General features: G+C 43.9%; 16 protein-coding genes. 14 read left to right on the forward strand and 2 right to left on the reverse strand.

Translation table 11 applies throughout. The annotated features are described in order from the left end of the window. Positions 1–20: 20 nt before the first annotated feature. The 3 genes from BN3282_RS01765 to BN3282_RS01775 all read left to right on the forward strand — a co-directional run bounded on the left by BN3282_RS01765 (position 21) and on the right by BN3282_RS01775 (position 4,140). Complete coding sequence (locus BN3282_RS01765) at positions 21–1,715, forward strand: phospho-sugar mutase (RefSeq protein WP_082667427.1); 1,695 nt, start codon at positions 21–23, stop codon at positions 1,713–1,715. 149 nt (positions 1,716–1,864) lie between these two features. Further along, positions 1,865–2,800, forward strand: a complete 936-nt coding sequence (locus tag BN3282_RS01770) for a DMT family transporter (protein ID WP_242866586.1) — start codon at positions 1,865–1,867, stop codon at positions 2,798–2,800. Then, the gene (locus tag BN3282_RS01775; RefSeq protein WP_059066435.1) at positions 2,779–4,140 is read left to right on the forward strand and encodes an MATE family efflux transporter; all 1,362 of its coding nucleotides are present in this window, start codon (positions 2,779–2,781) and stop codon (positions 4,138–4,140) included. Before BN3282_RS01770 ends, BN3282_RS01775 begins: the two co-directional genes overlap by 22 nt. A gap of 6 nt (positions 4,141–4,146) precedes the next feature. Here BN3282_RS01775 and BN3282_RS01780 read toward each other — a convergent pair whose 3' ends face one another. Beyond that, on the reverse strand, positions 4,147–5,001 hold the full coding sequence (locus tag BN3282_RS01780) for a helix-turn-helix transcriptional regulator (RefSeq protein ID WP_059066436.1): 855 nt from the start codon (positions 4,999–5,001) through the stop codon (positions 4,147–4,149). Positions 5,002–5,169: 168 nt separating this feature from the next. On the opposite strand from BN3282_RS01780, the gene BN3282_RS01785 reads away from it, so the two are divergent. From BN3282_RS01785 to BN3282_RS01835, 11 genes are all read left to right on the forward strand, one after another. Continuing rightward, a complete protein-coding gene (locus BN3282_RS01785; protein ID WP_059066437.1) occupies positions 5,170–6,573 on the forward strand; it encodes a family 4 glycosyl hydrolase in 1,404 nt (467 codons plus the stop codon). A 15-nt stretch (positions 6,574–6,588) separates the two neighbouring features. Beyond that, positions 6,589–8,403 carry a cache domain-containing sensor histidine kinase gene (locus tag BN3282_RS01790; RefSeq protein WP_059066438.1) on the forward strand — a complete coding sequence of 605 codons (1,815 nt, stop codon included), beginning with the start codon at positions 6,589–6,591 and terminating at the stop codon, positions 8,401–8,403. Then, positions 8,400–9,587, forward strand: a complete 1,188-nt coding sequence (locus tag BN3282_RS01795) for a response regulator transcription factor (RefSeq protein WP_059066439.1) — start codon at positions 8,400–8,402, stop codon at positions 9,585–9,587. Before BN3282_RS01790 ends, BN3282_RS01795 begins: the two co-directional genes overlap by 4 nt. 2 nt (positions 9,588–9,589) lie before the next feature. Then, positions 9,590–10,354 (forward strand): SGNH/GDSL hydrolase family protein, encoded by a 765-nt coding sequence (locus tag BN3282_RS01800; RefSeq protein ID WP_059066440.1) that lies wholly within the window; start codon positions 9,590–9,592, stop codon positions 10,352–10,354. 19 nt (positions 10,355–10,373) lie between these two features. Continuing rightward, entirely contained in the window at positions 10,374–12,938 is a 2,565-nt protein-coding gene (locus BN3282_RS01805) for a glycosylhydrolase-like jelly roll fold domain-containing protein (RefSeq protein WP_059066441.1), read from the forward strand. A 441-nt stretch (positions 12,939–13,379) separates the two neighbouring features. Further along, positions 13,380–14,297: a carbohydrate ABC transporter permease gene (locus BN3282_RS01810; RefSeq protein ID WP_059066857.1), complete on the forward strand. Its 918-nt coding sequence runs from the start codon at positions 13,380–13,382 to the stop codon at positions 14,295–14,297. Continuing rightward, complete coding sequence (locus BN3282_RS01815; protein ID WP_059066442.1) at positions 14,297–15,130, forward strand: carbohydrate ABC transporter permease; 834 nt, start codon at positions 14,297–14,299, stop codon at positions 15,128–15,130. Before BN3282_RS01810 ends, BN3282_RS01815 begins: the two co-directional genes overlap by 1 nt. 44 nt (positions 15,131–15,174) lie before the next feature. Continuing rightward, positions 15,175–16,500 (forward strand): ABC transporter substrate-binding protein, encoded by a 1,326-nt coding sequence (locus BN3282_RS01820; RefSeq protein WP_059066443.1) that lies wholly within the window; start codon positions 15,175–15,177, stop codon positions 16,498–16,500. A gap of 166 nt (positions 16,501–16,666) precedes the next feature. Further along, positions 16,667–19,795, forward strand: coding sequence for a glycosyl hydrolase (locus tag BN3282_RS01825; RefSeq protein ID WP_059066444.1), 3,129 nt, complete (start codon positions 16,667–16,669; stop codon positions 19,793–19,795). A gap of 10 nt (positions 19,796–19,805) precedes the next feature. Further along, positions 19,806–21,137, forward strand: coding sequence for a glycoside hydrolase family 28 protein (locus tag BN3282_RS01830; RefSeq protein WP_059066445.1), 1,332 nt, complete (start codon positions 19,806–19,808; stop codon positions 21,135–21,137). Between the two features lie 49 nt (positions 21,138–21,186). Beyond that, entirely contained in the window at positions 21,187–21,888 is a 702-nt protein-coding gene (locus BN3282_RS01835) for a hypothetical protein (protein WP_059066446.1), read from the forward strand. 97 nt (positions 21,889–21,985) lie between these two features. Here BN3282_RS01835 and BN3282_RS01840 read toward each other — a convergent pair whose 3' ends face one another. Further along, on the reverse strand, positions 21,986–22,900 hold the full coding sequence (locus BN3282_RS01840) for an Rpn family recombination-promoting nuclease/putative transposase (RefSeq protein ID WP_059066447.1): 915 nt from the start codon (positions 22,898–22,900) through the stop codon (positions 21,986–21,988). Positions 22,901–23,046 lie beyond the last annotated feature (146 nt).

The following is a 23,046-nucleotide window of genomic DNA, read 5'->3' on the forward strand; positions in this document are numbered from 1 at the left end:
AAGAAAGGAGAATGGGGTATATGTATGCAGAGAAACTATATTTGCAGTGGAAAGAAAAAGTAAAAGAGCAGGAAGAACTGCGAAGAGAATTAGAGGAAATGGATGGACACGAGGAAGAAATAGAGGAATGTTTTGGAAAAGCGCTGGAATTTGGAACGGCAGGACTTAGAGGAAAGCTGGGAGCAGGGACAAATCGCATGAATGTGTTTACAGTAGGAAAAGTGACACAGGGAATTGCGGAATATATCGCAGAGCAAGGTGAGAACTATAAGGACAGAGGCGTTGTGATCGCGTATGACTGCCGACATTATTCGGAAGAATTTGCTCAATTGGCAGCAGAGGTTTTTGCGGCCAACGGAATAAAGGTATTTACCTTTTCGTCTTTGCGGCCGACGCCGGAGTTATCCTTTGCAATCCGTCAGTTAAAGGCCGCCGCCGGTGTGAATATAACCGCTAGTCATAATCCTAAACAATACAATGGGTACAAAGTATACTGGGAGACAGGCGCACAAGTGATGGCAGATATCGCAGATGAAATGTTGGAACATATCCAAAAAGTGAACATGTTTGAGGGAGTGCGCCGCATAGGGTTTGAGGATGCGGTGAAAAGCGGAAAGATCGTTATACTTTCTGAGGAGATGGATGAAAAGTATCTGCGTCTCGTAAAAACGTTGGCAATCCATGAGGGGGAGGAACTGGCGTCAGATGTCGCGATCGTATATACTCCTTTAAATGGGGCGGGCAGCATACCGGTACAAAGGATTTTAAAGGACAGAGGCTTTTCGAATGTATCTGTCGTGGAAGAACAAAAAGATCCGGACCCGGATTTTACAACAGTTGGTTATCCGAACCCAGAGGACAGCAAAGCATTTGCTCTGGCTGAAGCACTGGGGAAAAAGACAGGAGCGGAAGTACTGATCGCAACGGATCCGGACAGTGACCGGATGGCGGTAGAGACCAGAGACGAGAATGGAAATTATATTGCTCTGAATGGAAATCAGACAGGGGTTCTCCTGATCGCATATATTCTGGAAGGACGAAAAGAGAAAAAAAGTCTGCCTGCAAAGGGCGGCATGATCAAATCTATTGTGACAGGAGATATGGGAGCGAAGATCTGTGAGGCTTATGGGGTGAAGACCTATGAGACTTTGACCGGTTTTAAAAATATATGTGGGAAAATACCGCAGCTGCAAAGAGAAGGAAGAGAATACGTATTTGGATATGAAGAAAGTATAGGATATGCGTGCAGCGAGGAAGTCCGAGACAAAGATGGGATCAGCGCCGCTATGCTTGTATGCGAAATGGCTGCGTACTATAAAAAGCAAGGAAAGACGCTCATACAGGTGCTGCGCGCCTTGTATGAACAGTACGGGCATTACAAAGAAGAACAAGTTTCTTTTGTGCTGGAAGGGACGCAGGGAACAAAGAGGATACAACGTATCATGGAAAATTTTCGAAAACAGCAGTTTGCAAAGTTCGGCGGCATGAAAGTAGAGGAAAAGATAGACTATAGCAATGGCTATAAAGAAATCGACAGGTCAGACGTGTTAAAATTTATGTTGGAGGACGAGAACTGGTTTGCAGTCCGTCCATCAGGGACAGAACCCAAAATTAAATTTTATTTCTATGCGAAGGCAAAAAATGAGCCGGAATCTTTACGCCGTCTGCAAGCAGTGAAAGAAGAAGTGCTCGCTTTTGCGGAAGGAGTGGAATAAAAAGAAAATAGTATCCACAGATCGGCCGGGGGATGGAAATCTCTGCAGAAGTGGTTTATAATAAACGGCGTTGCAGAATAAACCAAAAACAAAAAATAGAAAGAAAAGGGACAAGGATGAAGGGGAGAGGAAAAAACAACATTTTGCTGATGGTAACAGCGTTTATTTGGGGAAGTGCCTTTGTGGCGCAAAGTGCGGGAATGGAGTATATAGGACCGTTTACATTTAACGCTGTACGGTGCCTGTTAGGGGCGGCGGCGCTGCTTCCGGTCATATGGATCCTGGATAAAAAGAAAAGCATCACAGAAAACAGAGAGGTCTCTGCTGCTATAGAAAGAAAGGAAAGGCATACGTTACTTTTGGGCGGATTGTTTTGCGGATGTTTGCTGGGAGCTGCGAGTACCTTACAGCAGATAGGAATGGTGTATACGAGTGCAGGAAAAGCCGGCTTTATCACGGCGCTGTATATTCTGCTCGTACCGATATTTGGCATTTTCCTTGGGAAAAAAGCAGGATTGAAAATATGGGCAGGGGTTATTCTTGCAATTATCGGTATGTATTTTTTATGTATCACGCAAGGCTTTACAATCGGAAAAGGTGACCTGCTTGTATGTATTTGTTCTGTCATTTTTTCCGTACATATTTTAGTGATAGATTATTATGCGCCGCGGACAGACGGAGTAAAACTGTCTTGTATACAGTTCCTTGTGAGCGGGCTGCTGTGTGCAGTGCCGATGTTTTTCTTTGAAAAACCTTCTCCGACAGACATAGGAGCGGCATGGCTGCCCCTTTTCTATGCAGGCGTCTTGTCCTGCGGGGTAGCTTATACTTTGCAGATCCTTGCGCAGAAAAATACAGATCCCACGGTGGCCTCCCTGATCTTGAGTTTGGAGTCTGTCTTCGCGGCGCTTACTGGCTGGCTCGTACTGGGAGAAAAATTATCAGGACGAGAAGTGTTCGGGTGTACGCTGGTCTTTGCCGCGATCATACTGGCACAGCTCCCCGCAAAGAAGACAGGTGATAAAGAAAAGACACAACCATGGAAAAATAGAGGCGAGAAAGTATGTGGAGAAAGTACGGAATAAAGAAAGAACAGCTGTTGTTTGATGATCGTGCCCTGGCGGCACTGATCATACCATTGATCATAGAGCAGCTTCTGACTGTGCTGGTTGGAATGGCAGATTCTGTTATGGTGGCAAATGTGGGAGAAGCGGCCGTATCAGGGGTTTCCCTTGTAGATAATGTGATGATCTTGTTTATTTATTTGTTTGCGGCGCTGGCATCCGGCGGCGCAGTCGTTGCCGGACAGTATTTAGGACAGAAAAACCGACAGATGGCGTGTAAGGCGGCGACGCAGATGCTATGGTTCGTAGCATTTATAGCGCTGTTTGTCATGGCGGGGATCTATCTGTCGAAATGGTTTATCCTGCATATCGTATTCGGACAGACAGAGGCAGAAGTTATGCGGCAGGCGGAAATATATTTGCTGATCGTGACGGCATCGATTCCCTTTATTGCTATTTATGATTCCGGAGCGGCAATCTTCCGCATCATGGGAAATTCTAAAATATCTATGCAAGTATCCATTTTGATGAATATCGTGAATGTGTCGGGAAATGCGCTGTTGATCTATGGCTGCGGCTGGGGCGTGGCGGGAGCGGCGGTTCCGACCTTGCTGTCGCGTATGCTGGCAGCTATCTTGATCACTGCGTTGCTTGCGCAGGAGAAAAGAGCAGTGCATATAGAAAAAACGTTTCGTTATGTGCCGGATTGGAGAATGATCAAAAGGATCCTTGGGATCGGTATTCCCAATGGTCTGGAAAACAGTATGTTTCAGATAGGAAAGATTTTGGTGCTGAGCATTGTTTCGACGTATGGGACAACTGCGATAGCGGCAAACGCCGTAGGAAATGTGATAACAAGCTTCCAGACGCTTCCGGGACAGGCGGTGACACTGGCAATCACCACTGTGATCGCTCGCTGTGTGGGAGCGGGGGACTATAAGCAGGCGGAAATTTTTACTCGAAAACTGGTCGGGATCACCTATGGGAGTCTGCTGCTTGTCAATCTTGCTGTATTCCCTTTTATCCCGTCTATACTTTCTGTCTACCACCTTTCCTTACAGACAGCGGAGACAGCGCGGCAGGTGCTGTCTTTCTTTACGGTAAGCTGTGTACTCATCTGGCCTGTATCTTTTGCGCTTCCGGCAGTTTTAAGAGCGGCAGGGGATGCAAAGTTTACCATGTATGTGGCGTTAAGCTCCATGTGGATATGTCGGGTCGTGTTAAGCTATGTGTTGGGAACTTGTCTGGAAATGGGGCTGATGGGGGTGTGGGTTGCCGGAGTTGTAGACTGGTGCGTCCGGTCGATTCTCATGGGGCTCCGGTATAAAAACGGAAAATGGAAAGAAATACGGGTCATATAAACAGCATCAGCATATATATTGTTTTCTGTATTGCAGCGGAGTCATACCGGTATATTTTTTGAATATCCGTTCAAAGTATGTCAGATTGTCATAGCCTACAGCCTCGGAGACAGCCGAGATGTTTCTGTCGTTTTGTACAAGAAGGCTGCGGGCTTTCTGGATCCGCTGCGTGTGCAGATATTCCAGGACAGTAAAACCGGTACATTCTTTGAAGATACGGCTCAGATAGCACTTGTTCATGTAAAAATGCGCTGCTACGGAAGACAGCGTCAGCGGTTCGTCATATTGTTCCGCAATATACGCCGCGATCGCTTCCGCTTGTCTGTGGCGAGGGTTTTTAGCTGTTGGAACTGCGGATGCAGAAGAAATGTCCGCGTGTCTGAGAGCAAAGATGAACAGTTCTGCGATCTTATTTTGTATGAGCAGGCGCCAGCCGTCTTCTTTCCTTTGTATTTCCCGGCTGACGCAGAGAAGTAAGTTTTTTATAAAATGTTGTTCTTCTGTATGTAAAGGCAGTATGATACAGTCTTTCCGGAAAAAGGAAGAAAGCTTTATCTCTCCGGTCGAGGAAAAAATGTGATGCAAAAGGGCGTGGGAGATTTCTAAAAGTATCCGGTCATGGTGAGCTTCTTTGACAAGACCGGTCTTGTGGATGACATTACGTTTGATAAAAAGAAGCGTTCCGGGAGTGATATGATACATTCTTGTCCCTATAAAGTAGTAACGTTCGCCTTCCAACAGATAGTAGACTTCATAATCATTGTAATGAATGTGCACATCCGGCATAGTGTAGTCAAAGTCCCGCACAATACGACTGATGGAAAAACCCTCCATGGATCCTTCAAAAAGTATGTGTTTCATAGGCTCTCCTTTCTATTTGTGGCAAGAAGAAGTAAATATTGTATGTAAAATATGCGAATAAAGCAATATTAGTTGAGATTATTATACAATATTTTACTATAATGTCCAGTGTAGATAGATATTTCCGGGATATGCCGGAACACTTGAATGTAGAAAGGTGTGTGTGTTATGATTTATAAGGAAAACAAAGCGGAAGAAGTACAGATCGCGTATATTGGAGGTGGATCCAGAGGCTGGGCATGGACATTTATGACAGATCTTGCCCTGGAACCGGATATGAGCGGAACGATACGCTTATATGATATAGACCGAGAGGCAGCAAAGGCAAATGAAGTGATCGGGAATGCAGTCAGCGCCAGAGAAGACGCAAAAGGGAAATGGGAATACCGGACTTGTGATTCCCTCGGTGAGGCTCTTACAGGAGCAGATTTTGTGGTGATTTCTATTCTTCCGGGAACTTTTGATGAGATGGAAAGTGATGTGCATATGCCGGAGCGGCTGGGCATCTATCAGTCTGTAGGAGATACAGCAGGTCCCGGCGGTATGATACGCGCATTGCGGACGATCCCTATGTTTGCAGAGATCGCAGAGGCAGTGAAGAGATATGCACCGTCTGCATGGGTCATTAACTACACTAATCCAATGTCCCTATGTGTAAAAACGCTGTATCATACATTTCCGCAGATCAAAGCATTTGGCTGCTGCCATGAAGTATTCGGGACACAGAAGGTGCTCAAAGGAATTGTGGAAGAAGTCTATGGAATACAGGATGTAAAACGAGAGGATATTCATGTGAATGTGCTCGGTATCAACCATTTTACATGGTTTGACTATGCTTCTTATAAAGGTATCGATTTATTCCCGGTATATAAGGCATATGTGGATGCACATTTTGAAGAAGGATATGAAGAAAGAGACATGAACTGGCTCAATGCTTGCTTTAAATGCTCCCATAGAGTAAAATTTGACCTGTTCAGAAGATATGGACTGATCGCCGCGGCGGGAGACAGACATCTTGCGGAGTTTATGCCGGGGGATGAATATTTGAAAGATCCGCGGACAGTGGAGGAGTGGAAATTTGCATTGACTTCTGTCGCATGGAGAAAAGAAGATCTAAAAGATCGTCTGGAAAAGAGCAAACGCCTGTTAAACGGAGAAGAACAGGTGGAGCTGCAGCCGACGGGCGAGGAAGGGATCCTTTTGATAAAAGCGCTTTGCGGACTTACTCGGATGGTAAGTAATGTAAATATCCCGAATCATGTTCTGCAGATAGGCAATCTCCCAAGCGAGGCCGTGGTAGAGACAAATGCGGTATTTGAGCGGGATACAGTGCGGCCGCTGTTTGCAGGTGATCTTCCGGAAGATATAAAAGCGCTCATGCTGCCGCATATAGAAAATCACGAAAGAATACTAAAAGCTGCGCTTACCTATGATAAAGAAGCAGTTGTACAAGCGTTTCTGCACGATCCGCTCGTGCAGGGAAAGAAGTGTCAAGAAGAGGATATACGGCTTTTGGCAGAGGATATGATCCGTGCGACTTTGCGGTATCTTCCAAAAGAGTGGGCGAAGTAGAGAGGAGAAATACATATGCAGAAGGTAAAACAATGGCTGCTGAAACTGCCGATACGTACAGTACTTACGATTTTATTGTTCCCGTTTTTCCTTCTGCTGGTGTTCTGCTGTGTTTCTTTTTACATTTCAGGTGTGACACATTACACGAGCATGGTAAAAGAAAACGCAGAATCTCTTGTGACGCAGAGCAGGAATTATTTGAGTGATGATATGACCAATATCCAGGAGGTGGCAGAAAGCCTTTTGGATGAACGTGTTTTTTATACAATGGAAGAAAATATCAAAACGGATCAAGATCCAATCGAGCCGAGAGAGTATTTGCAGCTGTCGAATGGGTTTACAAATTTCCTTCAGCATTACTCTACGTATGTGGAAAGTATGGGTATGTGGCTGTCTGATAATTCCATTTATTACTATCAGTCTAATACGGGAAACTCTTTGTCAATCATGCGGGATGTAGAGTATAGGCAGTTTTTAGGAGAAAATGCAGAGCTTTGCTGGATCAGCATGTCGGAAGTGCTGCCAGATCAGATTGCCCGGCAGCTCCCTTATCATTTTGCCATGGCGCAGACACTAGGGACTTCAGACAGTCAAGTTAGCGGAGTGGTATTGATTGGGATACGGGATGAAATGATATTTAATCAGATCCAAAACAGCAGACCGACACCAAACAGTGAAATGGCGCTTATCCGGCAGGATGGGGAGATCATGGAGAGCAGAACGGATACAGAAGAGACAGATACAGCGCTTAGTATGCTGGATGAAACAGAGATAGAAAAGATACGTAAGGAGATCAGCCAGGAACAAGGGGAGGAAGTACGTTCTTTTGCAATAGATAAATACTATGTCATTTATACGCCTATTGAAATGAAAGATACGGGGATACTTGCGGTGGTTCCCAAGAATGAGCTATATATTAATTCACGGGAATTTACGCATATTTTTATATTCTTTGCGCTGGCGGTCATCCTCATATTTATCATATTGTATTTTGTAATCCCGCGATATTTCTCTCAGCCGATCCGCAAACTTTTAAAGCAGATGAAGAAAATACGGGAATTGTCAGACGGACAGCGGATTGAGGTGAGCGGATACCAGGAGATCAGTCAGATTGGAAACGGCGTCAATGAGATGATGGACAGGATACAGAATCTGACAGAATCTATTCAGAGGGAAATGAAGGCAAAACAGGCGACACAGCTGCAGTACCTGTTTGCCCAGATCAATCCGCATTTTTTGTACAATACTTTAGATTGTATCAAGGAATTGTGCGCGTGCGGAGAAAATGAAAAGGCGGAAGAAATGATCGAGCAGTTGGTGGTATTCTATCGGATCGGCGTAAGCAAAGGAAAATCCTATATTACGCTGGAAGAGGAATTAAAGCACATATCTGCGTATTTGTCTATTTTGCAGACAAGGTTTGAAGATTTTCAATTTTGTATCATTATACCGGATGATTTAAAGCAGGCAAAGACATTGCGGATGATATTACAGCCGATCGTTGAGAATGCAGTGTATCACGGTATACGTCCTTATCGCACAGATGGCACTATCCAGATTACTGTGAGGCGTAAAGAAGAAGATATAGAAATCTGTGTAGGTGACGACGGCGGCGGTGTCGCAGAAGATGTTCTGATGAAAGTAAGGCAGTCTCTGGATGAGCCTATCTGCGAGTATTCTGAAAAATCTTATGGGGTGTATGGCCTGAAAAATGTACAGGACAGAATACAGATCGCATATGGCAAACAATATAAGATACGAGTCGAGACAGAGATCGACTGTGGAACAGAAGTGATTCTTACAATACCGTATGAGGAGGAACACAAATGACCAAGATAGTATTCGTGGACGACGATGCGATCATCAGACGGGGGATTGAGGCGAAGATCGACTGGAAGGCAAACGGCTGGGAATTGATCTATACAGCAAGGGATGCGATGGAAGCGCTGGATTTTATAAAGGACAATCAGCCGGATATCATACTGACAGATATTAAAATGCCAGGCATGAACGGGATCGAAATGGCCACGATCGCAAAGGACTATTATCCGAATATTAAGTTTATCTTCATCTCCGGATTTAAAGATTTTGAATATGCACAGCAGGTACTGAAACTTAACGCGGTAGATTATCTGACGAAGCCGGTGGATCATGACCAGCTGATCGAAGTGATCAAAAGGGCAGAAAATCTATACAAAAGTGAGCGTAAGACGAGTGAGATACTGAATGAAAAATATCCCCAGATCAAACGCAATTATATATCCAAGCTTATGCGTGAAAATTTCCAGCACATGGATGATTCCTTTTTTGAGGCATTTGACATCAATATCAACAATGGTTATGGAATCGTGGCGTTTATCGATCTGCATTACAGTGAAGATATTCCTTATGAATCGGTACAGGATAAGATCGAGCATTATTGTGAAGTCCTGACAAATGGATTTAAGGGGAGTTTTTTCTTCTGTATGGATAACCTGCAGATTTTTATGATCTATACGGGCAGCGATTCTGGCGGAGAATCGGAATTTTTTGGAAAATTGGGAGATCTCGAGGTTGCAGTCAACCAATTCGCCCAGATTCAGCTGGGAGGAGATAAAGCGTCCTTTTTCTATGGAAGCCTGATGCATTCTCTGTATGAACTGTATTCTTCCTATCAGGCGGCGCTGCAGAAAATGAATTCAAATGTGGACAGCCTGGTTTTAGAAGTACGGCAGTATATCGAACAGAATTATGCGGATTGTGAACTGTCACTTGTGAAAATCGCGGATCATTTTAATATCAATCACTGTTACCTGACTAGTGTATTTAAGAAGAAATTTGATATTAACCTGTATGACTATATCATCCGCATACGGATGGAAAATGCGGCCCGGCTGATCGTAGGAAGCGATTTGAAAAATTACGAGATCGCAGAGGCGACAGGGTATAAAAATCCGCAGTATTTCAGCATTAGTTTTAAAAAATATTACAATTGTACTGTCACACAGTATAGGGAAAAACATAAAGAGGTGTAAAAATGGCAGAAAATAAGATATGGTGTGCTATAGGAGATTCTTTTACATATCTGGACAGCCATCTGGATGAGACAGGTTATCGCCTGAAAAAGGGGTATCTGACCCGGACAATGGAAAAACTGCGCTATCCGGCAGAACTGATCAATATAGGGATCAACGGTTCTTCTACGGCGGACTGGCTGAAACAAGAACTGGTCTGCGCAGATGTGTACACAGTGCTCCTGGGAACAAATGATTGGTTTAGTGCTCACACGCCATTGGGGAGTAAGGAAGAGTATTGTGCGGGAAGAGAAGGGAGTATTCTTGGAAATTTAAGAGTTCTAATAGAGCATATCCGTATTTTGAATAAGGCGGCGCCGATCATTGTGATGAATCCTGTAGAGAGAGGTGATTTTGTGTATATTGCCGACCACACGAACCATGCACATGGCAGTTATGCGCCGGAAAATGGATTGTGGCTCTCAGAAGTCGCAAAAGCCATTTATGAAGTTGTGTCAGGCGATAATATTTATACATTGGATCTGCATAATAAGGCCGGCTTTACACCAGAGAATGCCGTACATTTTAAACGGGTAAGAAAGGCAGGAAAAATCGTCGATCTGCCCTATCCGGAATATACAGCTGTTCCGTATCATCCACAGGAAGATCCATATCCTTATCCAGAAGAAGCAGTCAATATGACTTATGACGGTCTGCATCCGTCCGATAAAGGCTGCGAGAAGATCGCGGAATTACTGGCGGAGAGATTAAATGAAATAGAAATTTAGGAAAGGATTATCTGTAAATATGAAGAACGGGATGGAAGAGGTGCTTAAGGGAAAAGGAGAAAATTATATTCTGCCGTTTTTGTGGCTGCGTGGGGAAAATCGTGAGAGACTAGGCCTGGAAATGAAGAGGATCCATGATAGTGGGATAGGCGCTGTCTGTATAGAGTCACGGCCGCATCCGGACTTTTTAGGAGAACAGTGGTGGGAAGATACAGGATATGTGATGAAGCTGGCGAAGGAATACGGTATGAAGGTCTGGTTTCTGGATGATTCACATTATCCTACAGGATACTGCGCAGGCAAACTTACGGAAGATTCTCCGTATGTGAAGCAGTATATATCTCATTATATGGTGGATGTCGTGGGTCCTGCCAAGGAGCTGTCTTTCATGGTAAAGCTGGAAAAAGGGGAGAGGTTTTTAGGTGCGCTTTTATTGGAGCGGGACAAAGAGGCGCAATTTTCCTTCAGCAATATAAAAGATATATCGGATAAAATACAGGGAGATTTTATTTGTACGGAGATACCGGAAGGCTTTTATGCCGTGATGATCATTAAAGTGACAAAGAAAAGTACCGGGCGTGAGAAATATTTGAATGTAATTGATAAAGAGGCAGTACGCTTTTTTATCGATACAGTGTATGAAGCGCATTATGCGCACTATAAAAAGGAATTTGGAAATACATTTGCAGGCTTCTTTTCGGATGAACCGGGATTTGGAAATATCGGCTGGGAACACGAACATGCGATTTATCTGGGACGTTATGATATGGATCTGCCATGGTGTGAAGAGTTGGAAATAAAACTAAAAGAAAGATGGGGAGATACATATAGGGTCTCTCTTGCCTCGCTGTGGGGGGAGACACCGGAAGCTCCACGACTGCGCTATGATTTTATGGATCTGGCAACACAACTATATGCAGATAATTTTTGTGGGCAGATAGGAACATGGTGCAGGGAAAAAGGCGTAGAATACATGGGACATATCATTGAAGACGGAGGGATGCACGCAAGACTTGGAGGCGGCGCGGGACATTATTTCCGTGCTTTATGGGGGCAGGATTATGCAGGTATTGACGTTGTGCTGCAGCAGATCCGTCCACAATTAGATGATACTGCTTTTTATCGTGTTGGCGGCAAACAGTTTTATTATGGAGAATTTTATCATTACGGACTGGCGAAACTGGCGCTTTCTCTTGCCTTTCTGGATCCCAAAAAAGAAGGAAGAGCCATGAGTGAAATATTTGGGGCTTATGGATGGGCTGAAGGGCTGAAAATGATGACCTGGTTGGCAAATCATATGATGGTAAGAGGAATCAATGTATTTGTTCCACATGCATTTTCCATGAAGCCATGCCCAGATCCGGACAGCCCGCCGCATTTTTCAGCAGATGGAAAGAATCCGCAATTTCCGTATTTTAAAAATCTGATGACATATATGAACCGTGTCTGCCATTTGATCCAAAATGGAAGGCGCAATGTGTCGATAGGAGTGCTTTACACGGCAGAGGCAGAGTGGATGGGAGATAAGCAGCCTTTTGAAAGAGCAGGGAAATGGTTGACAAGAAATCAGATAGATTATGATGTGCTCCCGATGGATCTGCTGACAAGGGCAGAAGTGGAAAACGGGAGTATAAGGATCAATCAGGAAGTACTGCGGCTTTTGGTCGTGCCTTCCAGTGAGCATCTTCCGGCACATTTTTTAAGCTGGATGAAACAGGCGCAAGAGAAGGGGCTAAAGATTGTCAGAACAGCAGACAAATGGAATACGGAAGGACTAGATGAAAAGAATCTGCTTCACTTGATCCGGCAGGAAAAGTTAGATGAAGTAGATGTAAAAGCGGAAAATTACGCGCCATATCTAAGAAGTTACCGGTATTTCAGAGAGGAAGGAGAGATTCTGCTTTTATTTAATGAGAATACGATCGAAACATTGGATGTTTCTTTACAAATTCCTAAATCAAGAGAAAAATATATCGTAGAGTATGATGCCTGGAAGAACACATTACTGCAGACAGACAACAAGAACGAAAAACTCAGGTTACAGTTTGCCCCGGGAGAGATGCGGATCTTCTTTTTAGTGGATGTGGACAGGAAAAAATGCACACTAGAGGAAATGCCAGAAATAAAGCAAAACAGAGAACTTTTGCGTGTGAAAAAAGAAGAAACTATTTCTTTGGCAGATTTTCAATTGTATCTCGAAGAGGAAGGAACAAAAAAACCGATCGCATATGATATGAAACAAAAAACAGGCAATGTGACAAGTGCAGGAGAGAAACCGGATTTTTGTGGGAAAATGATCTATCGCACTTCTTTTTCCTGTAAAAAGACAGAGGAGAAGTGTGAGCTGGATCTTGGAGAAGTATATGAGACAGCAGAAGTCCTGGTGAATGGAAAATCGGCAGGTGTACGCCTGACAGCGCCATACTGCTTTGACTTAACAGATATAGTCAGAGAGGGGGAAAATCACCTGGAGATCAGAGTTGTCAACACATTGGTACATCGGATAAAAGATTGGCAGTCCATGAGTATGCCGGTAGAACCATCAGGATTACTGGGGCCTGTAAAATTACGTCAAATTATATAAGATTGAATTGACGAACTGCCTTTTAACTTCACGACCAGAAGGCAGGTCCCGCCATTAGATTTCAGAAGAAAAGACGACTTCATGCTGTTATATATCTCTGATCAGAAGAAAATACATACTTCTGATCAGAGATATATAACGGCGTGAAGTCGATTTTTTTATGTTTTGAATATAAACGTAATCTTCTGACATGCCGCAGGTATTTGTTCCAGGGGTATCCGGGGTGTCTGCCGCCTGCCGGTTTAAAAATATTATACTAAATTTCTAAATTTATTAAATTTACGTAAAGGGAAAAGAATGTTTAAATATTAACAGGATGAAACATGTAAATATGTTCGGGATACGTCAGGGGATATTTTCAGGGGATCCCGTAATACATGCCTTTCAGGCGGACAGGTTCTGCGTGGCAGGGTATAAACATAGGAGAGAAAGGTGAGAGAGATGAAAAAGGTAAAACAGAGTTCCGTACCTGTTGTAAAACAGAAAATGGTATGGACTCCCTATTTGCTGATACTTCCGGCAGTGCTTTTGATTGCGGGCGTTATGCTTTACCCGCTCTGTAAGACATTTTACTTAGCATTTCAGCATTATAATCCTGCGATGCCATTCGCAAATGGATTTGCGGGTTTTGAAAACTTCATAAAGATTTTTACTACAGAGGAATTTTATTCTTCTCTGTGGGTATCCTTAAAGTGGGTAGTCGCATTAGTGCTGCTTCAGCTGGTCTTTGGTATGATCGTGGCTCTGATACTGAATCAGAACTTTAAGGGACGTGGTTTTTTCCGCGCATTGGTATTCGTACCGTGGGCAATGTCAGGAGTATTGACTGCTGTATTGTTCAGCCTGATCTACAACCAGAATTACGGGGTGTTAAATGACCTTCTCATGAAAATAGGCTTGATCAGTGAACCGGTAGCATGGCTGGGAAATCAGCATTTGGTACTTGGTTCTGTTATCATCGCTGAGTTGTGGAGAGGAATTCCATTTTTCGCTATCAGTCTTTTGGCAGCAATGCAGGGACTGCCGCAGGATGTATATGAGGCAGCCAGGGTAGACGGAGCGACAAAATGGCAGTCATTCAGATTTGTGACATTACCGCTTCTGAAAGATACGATCGTGCTGACAACGCTGCTTCGTACTATCTGGGAATTCAACAGTGTGGATCTGATATTCAGTCTGACAAACGGAGGTCCGGTCGGAAAGACGACGACACTCAGCGTATTGATCGCAAACCAGGCGTTGACCACAAACAACTATGGATATGGTTCGGCAATTTCAGTAGTCAGCTTCTTTATTCTGGCGATCGTTGCAATTATTTATATGAAGGTATCCGGTTTTGGGAAAGGAAGTGATTCATAATGAAAGAGAAAAAAAGAGATATCGTCTTTTTAAGATGGCTTCCATTACTGCTTATTTGTACATATGTAGTGTTCCCGATCTACTGGGCAGTCAATACGGCATTTAAAGAAGAATCAGAAATTCTGGGAAAGAGTGTTACCTATCTGCCTAAGAACGGTACAGTGGCAAACTTTGTGGATGCCTGGACAAATGTGGGATTTGATAAATACTTTTTCAACAGTTTGAAAGTCAGTGGTATTTCTGTCATCTTTATCGTTATTATATCCATTATGGTAGGATACGCACTGAGCAGATATAAATTCAAATTTAAAATGGCCTTTTTAGGATTGCTGCTTGCTGTACAGTTTATCCCGGCGGCCGTATTACTGGTACCGTTGTTCAATATTTTCAATGGCGTAGGCTTAGTTGGTTCTCATATTGCCTTGATCCTTGTCAATGTCACCTTCCAGACACCATTCTGCTGTGTTATGATGAGAGGATTTGTAGAAGGTGTTCCGTATGCATTGGAAGAAGCGGCAATGATCGACGGCTGCAGCAGGATCCGAGGGATTTTCAAAGTCGTGATTCCGATGTTAGTGCCCGGAATCGTAACAGTTGCCGCATTCGCATTGATCGGTTGTTGGAATGAGTTCCTGTTTGCGATGATGTTCTTAAATGATCCGAATAAATATACGGTTCCGATCGGACTGAAGATGATGCAGGGCGAATACGGCATACATTATGGCGCAATGGCGGCAGGCGCGATCATCGCGATGGCGATACCGGTCCTTTTGTTCGCCTATATACAGAAATATCTTGTAACCGGCTTAAGCGCCGGCGCTGTCAAAGGTTAATACCGGAAGTGGTTTAACATAATTTCAAAAATGGAGGTAAAGAAATGAAAAAGAGATTAGTAGCAGTATTAATGACATGTGCTATGGGAATGACTCTCCTTGCAGGATGCGGAAGCGATTCATCCAAAGGCAAAGATGACTCATCCAAGAACAGCGATGGAAAAGTTGAAATTACATTTTGGGACAATTACGCAGATACGATCCATACAGAAGTTTATACCCAGTTGATCGAGGATTTTGAAAAAGAAAATCCAGACATCACAGTAAAATATGTTCCATTGCCATCTGATCAGGCAAAATCTAAATATGATGTAGCGATCCAGTCTAATTCTACACCGGATTGTGGTGTGATCTATCAGTACTGGATGAACGATTTCGTTATCCAGGACGCTCTGGCTCCGCTTGATGAGTATTATGGAGACAGCGACATGCTTCTGGATACATTTGTAGACAGCATGAAGAACACAGCTCCGGATGGAAAATTATATAGTCTTCCATTCTATGTAGTTCCGCCGGCATTGTGGTACAACACAGAGTTATTGGATGCGGCAGGACTGGAAGCTCCTGCAAACTGGGATGAAGTATTCGAATATGTAGAAAAGCTGACAGATAAAGACAATGGCGTATATGGTTTCTCTATCCGCGGCGGCGCCGGAAGCTCTCAGCAGTTAGAGCAGATGCTGTATCAGTATTCTGGAATCACAGAAATGTTTGACAAGGACGGAAATTCTACGATCAATGATCCTAAACATGTAGAATTCCTGGAGAACTTTGCAGCACTTTACAATAAATATACACCAGAAAGCGATATTACAAATGCAAGTACAGAGATGATCTCCGCATTTGATTCTGCTTCCGCAGCTATGATCTTCCACAACATTGGCTCTTATGGACAGCACAGAGATACGTTGGGAGAAGGCAAATTCGGCGCAGCGATTGATTTAAAGGCAGAAGATGGTTCCAGCGTTATGGTTTCCAACGGTGTGGCTTCCTTGTCTGTATTCAAGAATTCTGAACATCCGGAAGAAGCTTACAAATTCATCAGCTATCTGGCAGATCATACAGCAAACAGTCTTTTCAATGAGAAACTTGGTTCTATTCCATGCAACAAAGAGGCGCTGGCAGACGAGTGGGTACAGAATTCTGCACCGGTTAAGGCAGCAGCAGATATGCTCTTAAACCCAGAGACAAAGATCGCAACACTTCCGGTAGAAGTAACAGGATACTTTGATCTGCATACAAATACACTGGCAACAGATTTCCAGAATGTACTTCTTGGAAATGAAACAGCACAGGAGTATCTGGATAAATGGGCAGAGCAGATGACATCCCTGAAGAAGACATATGATGAAAATGTCGTAAGCAAATAAGAAATATCTGAGTAAATAACGGCATAAGGTTATATCAGCCGGGAGTTGTGGGAGGTTTAGCGAGACTAGACCTCCCACATTCTATAAAGATACAGATATGCAAAACGCCTTTTTATATTGATATTGGAAATAAAAGAAAATAACAGTACAAGAAAGGAAAAAGGGAATGGACTGGTTAAAAGAGTTTGAGAATCCAGGCGTATTCTATAGAGTGAAACCATTTTGGTTCTGGAATGGGGATATTACAGAAGAAGGAATAGAGAAGCAGATCAAAGAAATGTATGAGAAAGGTATCGGAGGATTTTATCTGTCTCCACGACAAGGACAGGCTGTTCCTTATCTTTCGAAAAAATGGTTTTCTCTCGTAAAATATGCATGTGACAGAGCAAAAGCATATGGACTCGAAGCATGGCTGTATGATGAATACCCATATCCGAGCGGTATGGGAGGCGGAGAAGTTTTAAAACTGCATCCGGAAGCAGAACATAAGATTTTGTGCCATGAACGATTTGAAGCAGAAGGGCAGATGGAGATCAGCAAAGAGTTTGAAAATGGGGAAATACTCTATGCAAAGGCATTTCCGGTAAAGGACGGAGCACCGGAATGGGAAGAAGGCATTGACCTTACAAAAGACATTGGCGTGCTGCAGACGCAGGAAATCTATCAGATCACAGGGCTTACTATGTATAACAATAAACGGTTCTTTTCCGCGGGTCCTCAGAGCGTCCTTTCTGTCGTACTGCCGGAAGGAAAATGGACAGTGGAAGTCTTTTATCAGAAACCGATGGGAGATTTTAAGTTTTATGGAGGATATTTTGATCCTTGCCATAAAGACGCGGTGGAGACGTTCATCCATCTGACCCATGACGCCTATAAAGAAGCACTGGGTGGAGATCTGCCTGCACAGGTCAAGGGAATCTTTTCTGATGAGGTAGGGATGCTAAGTCCGATCCCCTGGACAGACAGACTGCCGGAGGCGTTTCAGGAGAGAAAAGGATATTCTATACTGGAAAATCTTCCTGCTTTGTCTGATCCATCCTGGGAGGGAGCGTACAGGATACGCTATGATCTATATGACGTGATCCATCAGATTTTTGTGGAAAGTTATCATAAACAGATCGCAGATTGGTGTGACGCAGAAGGAATACAGTATTGTACAGAAGTACCGTTCATGCGTCTGTCCACACAGCGTTACAGTCATATTCCGGGAGGCGATACCGCACATGAGAAGGCGGGAAGAGAGCTGGAATGGATCTATGACAAATATCTGTGTGCGTTTCGCTACAGCGCAAACGCAGTGGCTTCTCTGGCCCGGCAGCTTGGCAGGAAACAATGCCTGATCGAGAGTTTCCACAGCGTAGGCTGGACAATGACGCTGCAGGACGCAAAATGGATGCTGGATCGTCTGGCGGCGAGCGGCATTAATCTGTACGTATTCCATGCGTTTTATTATACGATCGAATCTATCCACAAGCATGATGCGCCGCCGTCACAATTCTATCAGAATCCGTATTGGGAGCATTATCGCAAATTGGCGGATTATGCGGCGAGACTGAGCGCTTATGTCACAGCCACAGAAGAAAATACGGAGATTGCCGTGTTGGATCCGCTTCCGAGTCTCTGGGCGCTTCTTGGCAATCCGTTCCAGGGGTTTCCATACATGGGAGAGTCGGAAGAAGAAAAGAAACAGTGCGACATGCTGCGTGATAATTGGGTCTTTACGACGAAAACACTTCTTTTGCATCAGTTTCAGTTTAATCATCTGGATTCCGAGATGCTTCCAGATTTTGTGGTGGAGAACGGAAAACTGAAAATGGGGAATGCCGCGTATAAGATCGTAGTTGTGCCGCCGGCATTGTTCTATGAAAAAGCTGCTTTTATGAAGCTGAAAGAATTCGTAGAAGCGGGAGGATATATGATCTTTCTTGGCAATCTTCCGTATCTGTCTCTGGAGAAAGAGACAAGCGACAGGGAAGCGGCAGATATGTGGCTGCGTCTTCTTAAGGAATATCCGCAGCAGGTGGTGTTTTTAGAAGCAAAGGGAAGCCTGCAGAGCGCAGGTATTGAAGCGGAGTTTATAGAGAAAGTAAGAACGATCGCACAGGAACCTTTGGAGGTTGTGTTGGCAGATGAGAAAGAAAGGAAAAATTTCATCACGTCCATACGAAAGGACGAAGAGGGAAAGCTATATCTGTCTTTGGTAAATCAGGGCAAGAGATGTGCGCATGCAGTTATAAAAAATAGAGCCGGCACGAAATTTGCGGTAGAGGAATTGTCCATGGAAGAAGGAACGGTAAAAGCGAGAGGAAAGCTGGAAACAGAGAAGACTGTAGAATTTCATCCATACCAGAGCAAATATTTATGTCTCAAACCGGTGCATGAAGAAAAGACAGAGACGCCGGAAGCACCGGAGAAGAAAAAGCTGGTCATCTCCACAGAGCAGCCGTTCGAGGTCAGTTTATCTGGACTGAATGTGTACCGACTTGCAAAATTTTCTATTTCAAGAGATGGAGAAAATTGGTATCAGACAGAACCGATGACGTTGATCGAACAGGCGGCGGCATTTCCGCTTCTTGGAAAGGATGATTACAAGTATGAGAGTACATTCGGAACGCCGAAACATATCCATATGAATCTCCCATTGTCCGTTACGTACCGTACTGCATTTGAGATGGAAGAGAAAACAGAATGGATAGAACTTTTACTGGACAGACGGGCGATCACCGGTGAATGGCAGATAAAGATCAATGGGAAAGAACTGGACAAAGAGCAGTTTTATCATCGCTTTATCAATGATGAAAATAACCGGCTCATCAATATAACGGATTATGTAAAACAAGGCGAGAATATACTGGAAGTTTCTGTGACGGCACAAAAAGAAGAAGACGGACTGCGTGATCCTCTGTATGTATTGGGAAAATTCGGCGTGAGTGAGAAGCACACGCTGACTAGTCTGCCGAAGGAAGCAGTCTTTAACAGCCATTACATAAAAGGCTTTCCATATTACAGCGGCAAAATGACGCTGAAACAAAAAATCGTACTTCACCCGGAGGAACTGCCGGAAGAATTTGTACTGTCATTTGACTTTGGAGATTCCTGCATGGACTGCCTGGAAGTAAAATTAAACGGAGAATCATTGGGAGTACGCGCATTTACTCCTTACCAATGGAATTGTAGGAGAGCGTTTGTAAAACAGGGATACAATGAGATCGAACTAGTAAGAGTGAACACACTGGCAAATATGTTGGACGGCACGTATTTTGATTATGAAAAGCATGAATTAATACATATATAGGAGGATAGATATGGATTATATCATTACAGAATTTGGCGCTGTGGCTGACGGCGCTACGAACAATCAAAAGGCAATTCAGGATGCAATAGATAAATGTACAGTGGCAGGCGGCGGAAGAGTTGTCGTGCCCAGCGGACATTTTTTGAGCGGTACGATTGTTCTGAAAAGCAATGTAACACTGCATCTGGAAGAAGGAAGTGTTTTGATCAGCAGCCTGAACAAAGAGGATATCATTGATTTCGCGAGGAATGTAGATGATCCGAATGAAGATATCGGGTGGGAAGGCGGATGTTTCTTGTGTGCCTTCCATGAGAAAAATATCAGTATTACAGGTGCAGGAATCATTTACGGACAAGGGGATAAGGTATTTTATGACGATAACGCGGATGAAGGTCTCCATGAGTGCCCTAAGAATGTGAGGATAGAAGAACGTCCGCGGACCACATTTTTTGAAGATATTGAGAATCTGACTGTACGGGGCGTGACTTTTCAGGACGCGGCATTTTGGACCTTGCATATGGCAGGCTGCCGTCATGTTATTGTAGATGGGATCCGCATTTTAAATGATGTCAGAGGCGCAAATAACGACGGGATCGATCCGGATACATGCCAGGATGTGGTGATCACGAACTGTATCGTGAAAGCAGGAGATGACGCGATCGTTGTGAAAAATTCTGCGCCGATGGCGAAAAAATATGGAGCTTGTGAGAATGTTACGATCAGTAACTGCGTGCTGTATTCTCATGATTCAGCACTAAAAGTAGGAACGGAGACATGTGAGGCTATCCGGCATGTCATGTTGAGTGACTGCGTGTTCAGAGACTGCTCAAGAGGCGTGGGCATCTGGGTGCGCGACGGCGCAGTGATCGAAGATATTCATGTGCACCATGTGTCAGGAAATACAAAACGCTATGCGGATTGTCCGAAGAGAGCGTTCGCTCCGCGTTGGTGGGGAAAAGGCGAACCTGTATTTATCAGCGCTACGCCGAGAAGAAAAGGTGAACACCCGGGATATATCCGGAATATTTCTTTTGATCATATCTATATGACAGTAGAAGCGGCTTTATTTATCGCAGGGGAACCGGAATGTGAGATAGAAAATGTGACGATCGAAAACATGGATCTGACAATGAGAAGCCAGGGGACACAGAAAGCTGATCTGTTTGATGAACAGCCATCTGTCAGAAATGTATATCCTCATGATATACCGGCAGTTTATGCGCGCAGTGTGAAAGATTTGTCCGTCAGCGGAAAGGTAAGAAGAGAGGGCTGCTATAAAGAATATCCGCTTACAGAGCTTGTGCAGTGCAAAGACGCACAAGTATGCGTGAAAGAATACTAAGATAAAAGAGGCACGTCAGAAAAGAAAGCAGAGAAAAGGGAGGCGCACAATGAAACAGGTCATCCGTGCACAGTACAGGGCGGCGTTAAAAACAGATATTGCAGAGAAAGAATTGCAGAAGGCAGTTCTTTCCTGCCGCTCAAAAATGGAGAAGGAAGTACAGAAAGAAAAACTGCTTACAGGAGGTATGTTCCGGTATAAGAATATGTTGTTTTTGTATATGGAATGTATCGTAGATACAGAGACATATGCAGCGAAAGAAGTATGCGAAGGGCAAAAATATATAGAACAGCTTCCGGAACTGTGGTTTACTGAGATGGCGCCATTTCTTCATACATGGCCGGAAATAACAGGCGAAAAGAAATGGGCGTATATGTATCCGGTATTCTGGTTTGATACACCCAAAGATCTGGAGACATGGAAACGAAAACAAAAACCGGATAAATGCTGTGGAAGAATTGCGGTGTTGTATCCTGACAAATTATTTTCCTATGTCTGCCATCATCAGGCAATCGTAAAAGAAGGGCTGCTTGTGGGAGATCGTTATCAGATGATCTCCCTGCATGAAAATATTTTATTTTCTTATTTTGAGACACCACGGGAGAGAGAACAGGTCAATATCAGGCATGTAGCACAAGAGTCACAGAAAATCAAAAAATGGGAAGCGGCAGACCCGGAAAGCCATTTCTGCCATTTTCCAGAGGCAAAAGGAGAAAATTTCCTGGTTATCGAGACAATACTTTCCGTTTAAAAAATCGACTTCACACTGCTGTGTCTTTCCGCTGGAGGGTAAAAAACACTTTTGTTTGGAACTCTGCAGCAGTGTGAAGTCGTTTTTTTCTGAAATTCTATTTCCGCAGGAATTCCCGGACAGTTTCTATATCTGTTTCCAGCATTTCTGCTATATCTTCAGCGGAATATCCCTTTTGCACTTTCTTTTCTATTAATTCCTGTAGTTTTTTCAGTTCTCCCTGTACCAGCCCCTCTTTCAATCCGGAAGCATGACCTTTTGAGATTCCTTCTTTTAATCCGGAAGCACGGCCTTCTAAGATTCCGGCTGCATGCCCTTCCTCACGCGCCTTATTCTGTTCCATGATCTTTTCTTCCCAAGCCTGCATATATTTCACCCCGATCTTTTCACTGGATTTGATCGCCTGGATACGTTTCTGGATGTTATGGATCCGCTCGCTGGTACAGATCCTGCTCATTTCTTCTGTGGTGTGCTCCATATACTTGAGGAGTTCTATCAGTTCTTTTGACACGCCCCCGGTATTCGGTCCATGGGTATTGAGGAAGATACGGACAGCGTCGTCTTTTAATGAAAGTTCCGGTACTTCCTCACACTGCATACGGAAGGTATAGCGGTACAGTCCGTATCCGAACAGGTCAAAGGGACAGATCAGGATGATATACACGGGATTTAATTTCTGAAAGCCGATCTCTCCCGGAGCCAACAGATTCGAGTCGATCAGTGCCTGATAGAAGCGACTCCGTTTCGGAATGTTTCCCGTGTTCTCTTTCTGGACTTCTGTATTATATACCGTGTCCTCCTCATCCATGGCCCATACATCCAGCCGCACATAGCGGTTTAAAGGATGGGTGCGCTGTTCCTTCTCCGTCTGGGGCAGCAGTTTTAATACAACCTCTTTCCCCAAGATGATCTCCAGCATATCCCGCATAGTATCCGGGTCGTCCGCCGCCTGTGCGAATAAAAAACGATCCAGCAGGTTCAAATCCTTCAATGGCTTTTGTTTTAGTTTCATCTGTACTTTTCTCCTTTCATTATAGGGAAAAGCCTGCCGGTTTACAACACTTTTCCCTAAATTGCCTGTGACGTAAAATTTCTCCGGCACAAATATGTGATTTTGTTTCTTTGGATAAATGTTTGCGAATATCCCGGATAAAGATC

Origin of the sequence: Mediterraneibacter massiliensis, assembly GCF_001487105.1 — a bacterium.
Taxonomy (GTDB): domain Bacteria; phylum Bacillota; class Clostridia; order Lachnospirales; family Lachnospiraceae; genus Mediterraneibacter; species Mediterraneibacter massiliensis.

Excerpts from the sequence above, each read along its gene's own strand:
- BN3282_RS01770 (WP_242866586.1), top strand. The coding sequence starts at position 1,865 with ATGGTAACAGCGTTTATTTGGGGAAGTGCCTTTGTGGCGCAAAGTGCG.
- BN3282_RS01765 (WP_082667427.1), top strand. The coding sequence starts at position 21 with ATGTATGCAGAGAAACTATATTTGCAGTGGAAAGAAAAAGTAAAAGAG.
- BN3282_RS01775 (WP_059066435.1), top strand. The coding sequence starts at position 2,779 with ATGTGGAGAAAGTACGGAATAAAGAAAGAACAGCTGTTGTTTGATGAT.
- BN3282_RS01800 (WP_059066440.1), top strand. The coding sequence starts at position 9,590 with ATGGCAGAAAATAAGATATGGTGTGCTATAGGAGATTCTTTTACATAT.
- BN3282_RS01835 (WP_059066446.1), top strand. The coding sequence starts at position 21,187 with ATGAAACAGGTCATCCGTGCACAGTACAGGGCGGCGTTAAAAACAGAT.
- BN3282_RS01830 (WP_059066445.1), top strand. The coding sequence starts at position 19,806 with ATGGATTATATCATTACAGAATTTGGCGCTGTGGCTGACGGCGCTACG.
- BN3282_RS01815 (WP_059066442.1), top strand. The coding sequence starts at position 14,297 with ATGAAAGAGAAAAAAAGAGATATCGTCTTTTTAAGATGGCTTCCATTA.
- BN3282_RS01795 (WP_059066439.1), top strand. The coding sequence starts at position 8,400 with ATGACCAAGATAGTATTCGTGGACGACGATGCGATCATCAGACGGGGG.
- BN3282_RS01825 (WP_059066444.1), top strand. The coding sequence starts at position 16,667 with ATGGACTGGTTAAAAGAGTTTGAGAATCCAGGCGTATTCTATAGAGTG.
- BN3282_RS01790 (WP_059066438.1), top strand. The coding sequence starts at position 6,589 with ATGCAGAAGGTAAAACAATGGCTGCTGAAACTGCCGATACGTACAGTA.
- BN3282_RS01820 (WP_059066443.1), top strand. The coding sequence starts at position 15,175 with ATGAAAAAGAGATTAGTAGCAGTATTAATGACATGTGCTATGGGAATG.
- BN3282_RS01780 (WP_059066436.1), bottom strand. The coding sequence starts at position 5,001 with ATGAAACACATACTTTTTGAAGGATCCATGGAGGGTTTTTCCATCAGT.
- BN3282_RS01840 (WP_059066447.1), bottom strand. The coding sequence starts at position 22,900 with ATGAAACTAAAACAAAAGCCATTGAAGGATTTGAACCTGCTGGATCGT.
- BN3282_RS01810 (WP_059066857.1), top strand. The coding sequence starts at position 13,380 with ATGAAAAAGGTAAAACAGAGTTCCGTACCTGTTGTAAAACAGAAAATG.
- BN3282_RS01805 (WP_059066441.1), top strand. The coding sequence starts at position 10,374 with ATGAAGAACGGGATGGAAGAGGTGCTTAAGGGAAAAGGAGAAAATTAT.
- BN3282_RS01785 (WP_059066437.1), top strand. The coding sequence starts at position 5,170 with ATGATTTATAAGGAAAACAAAGCGGAAGAAGTACAGATCGCGTATATT.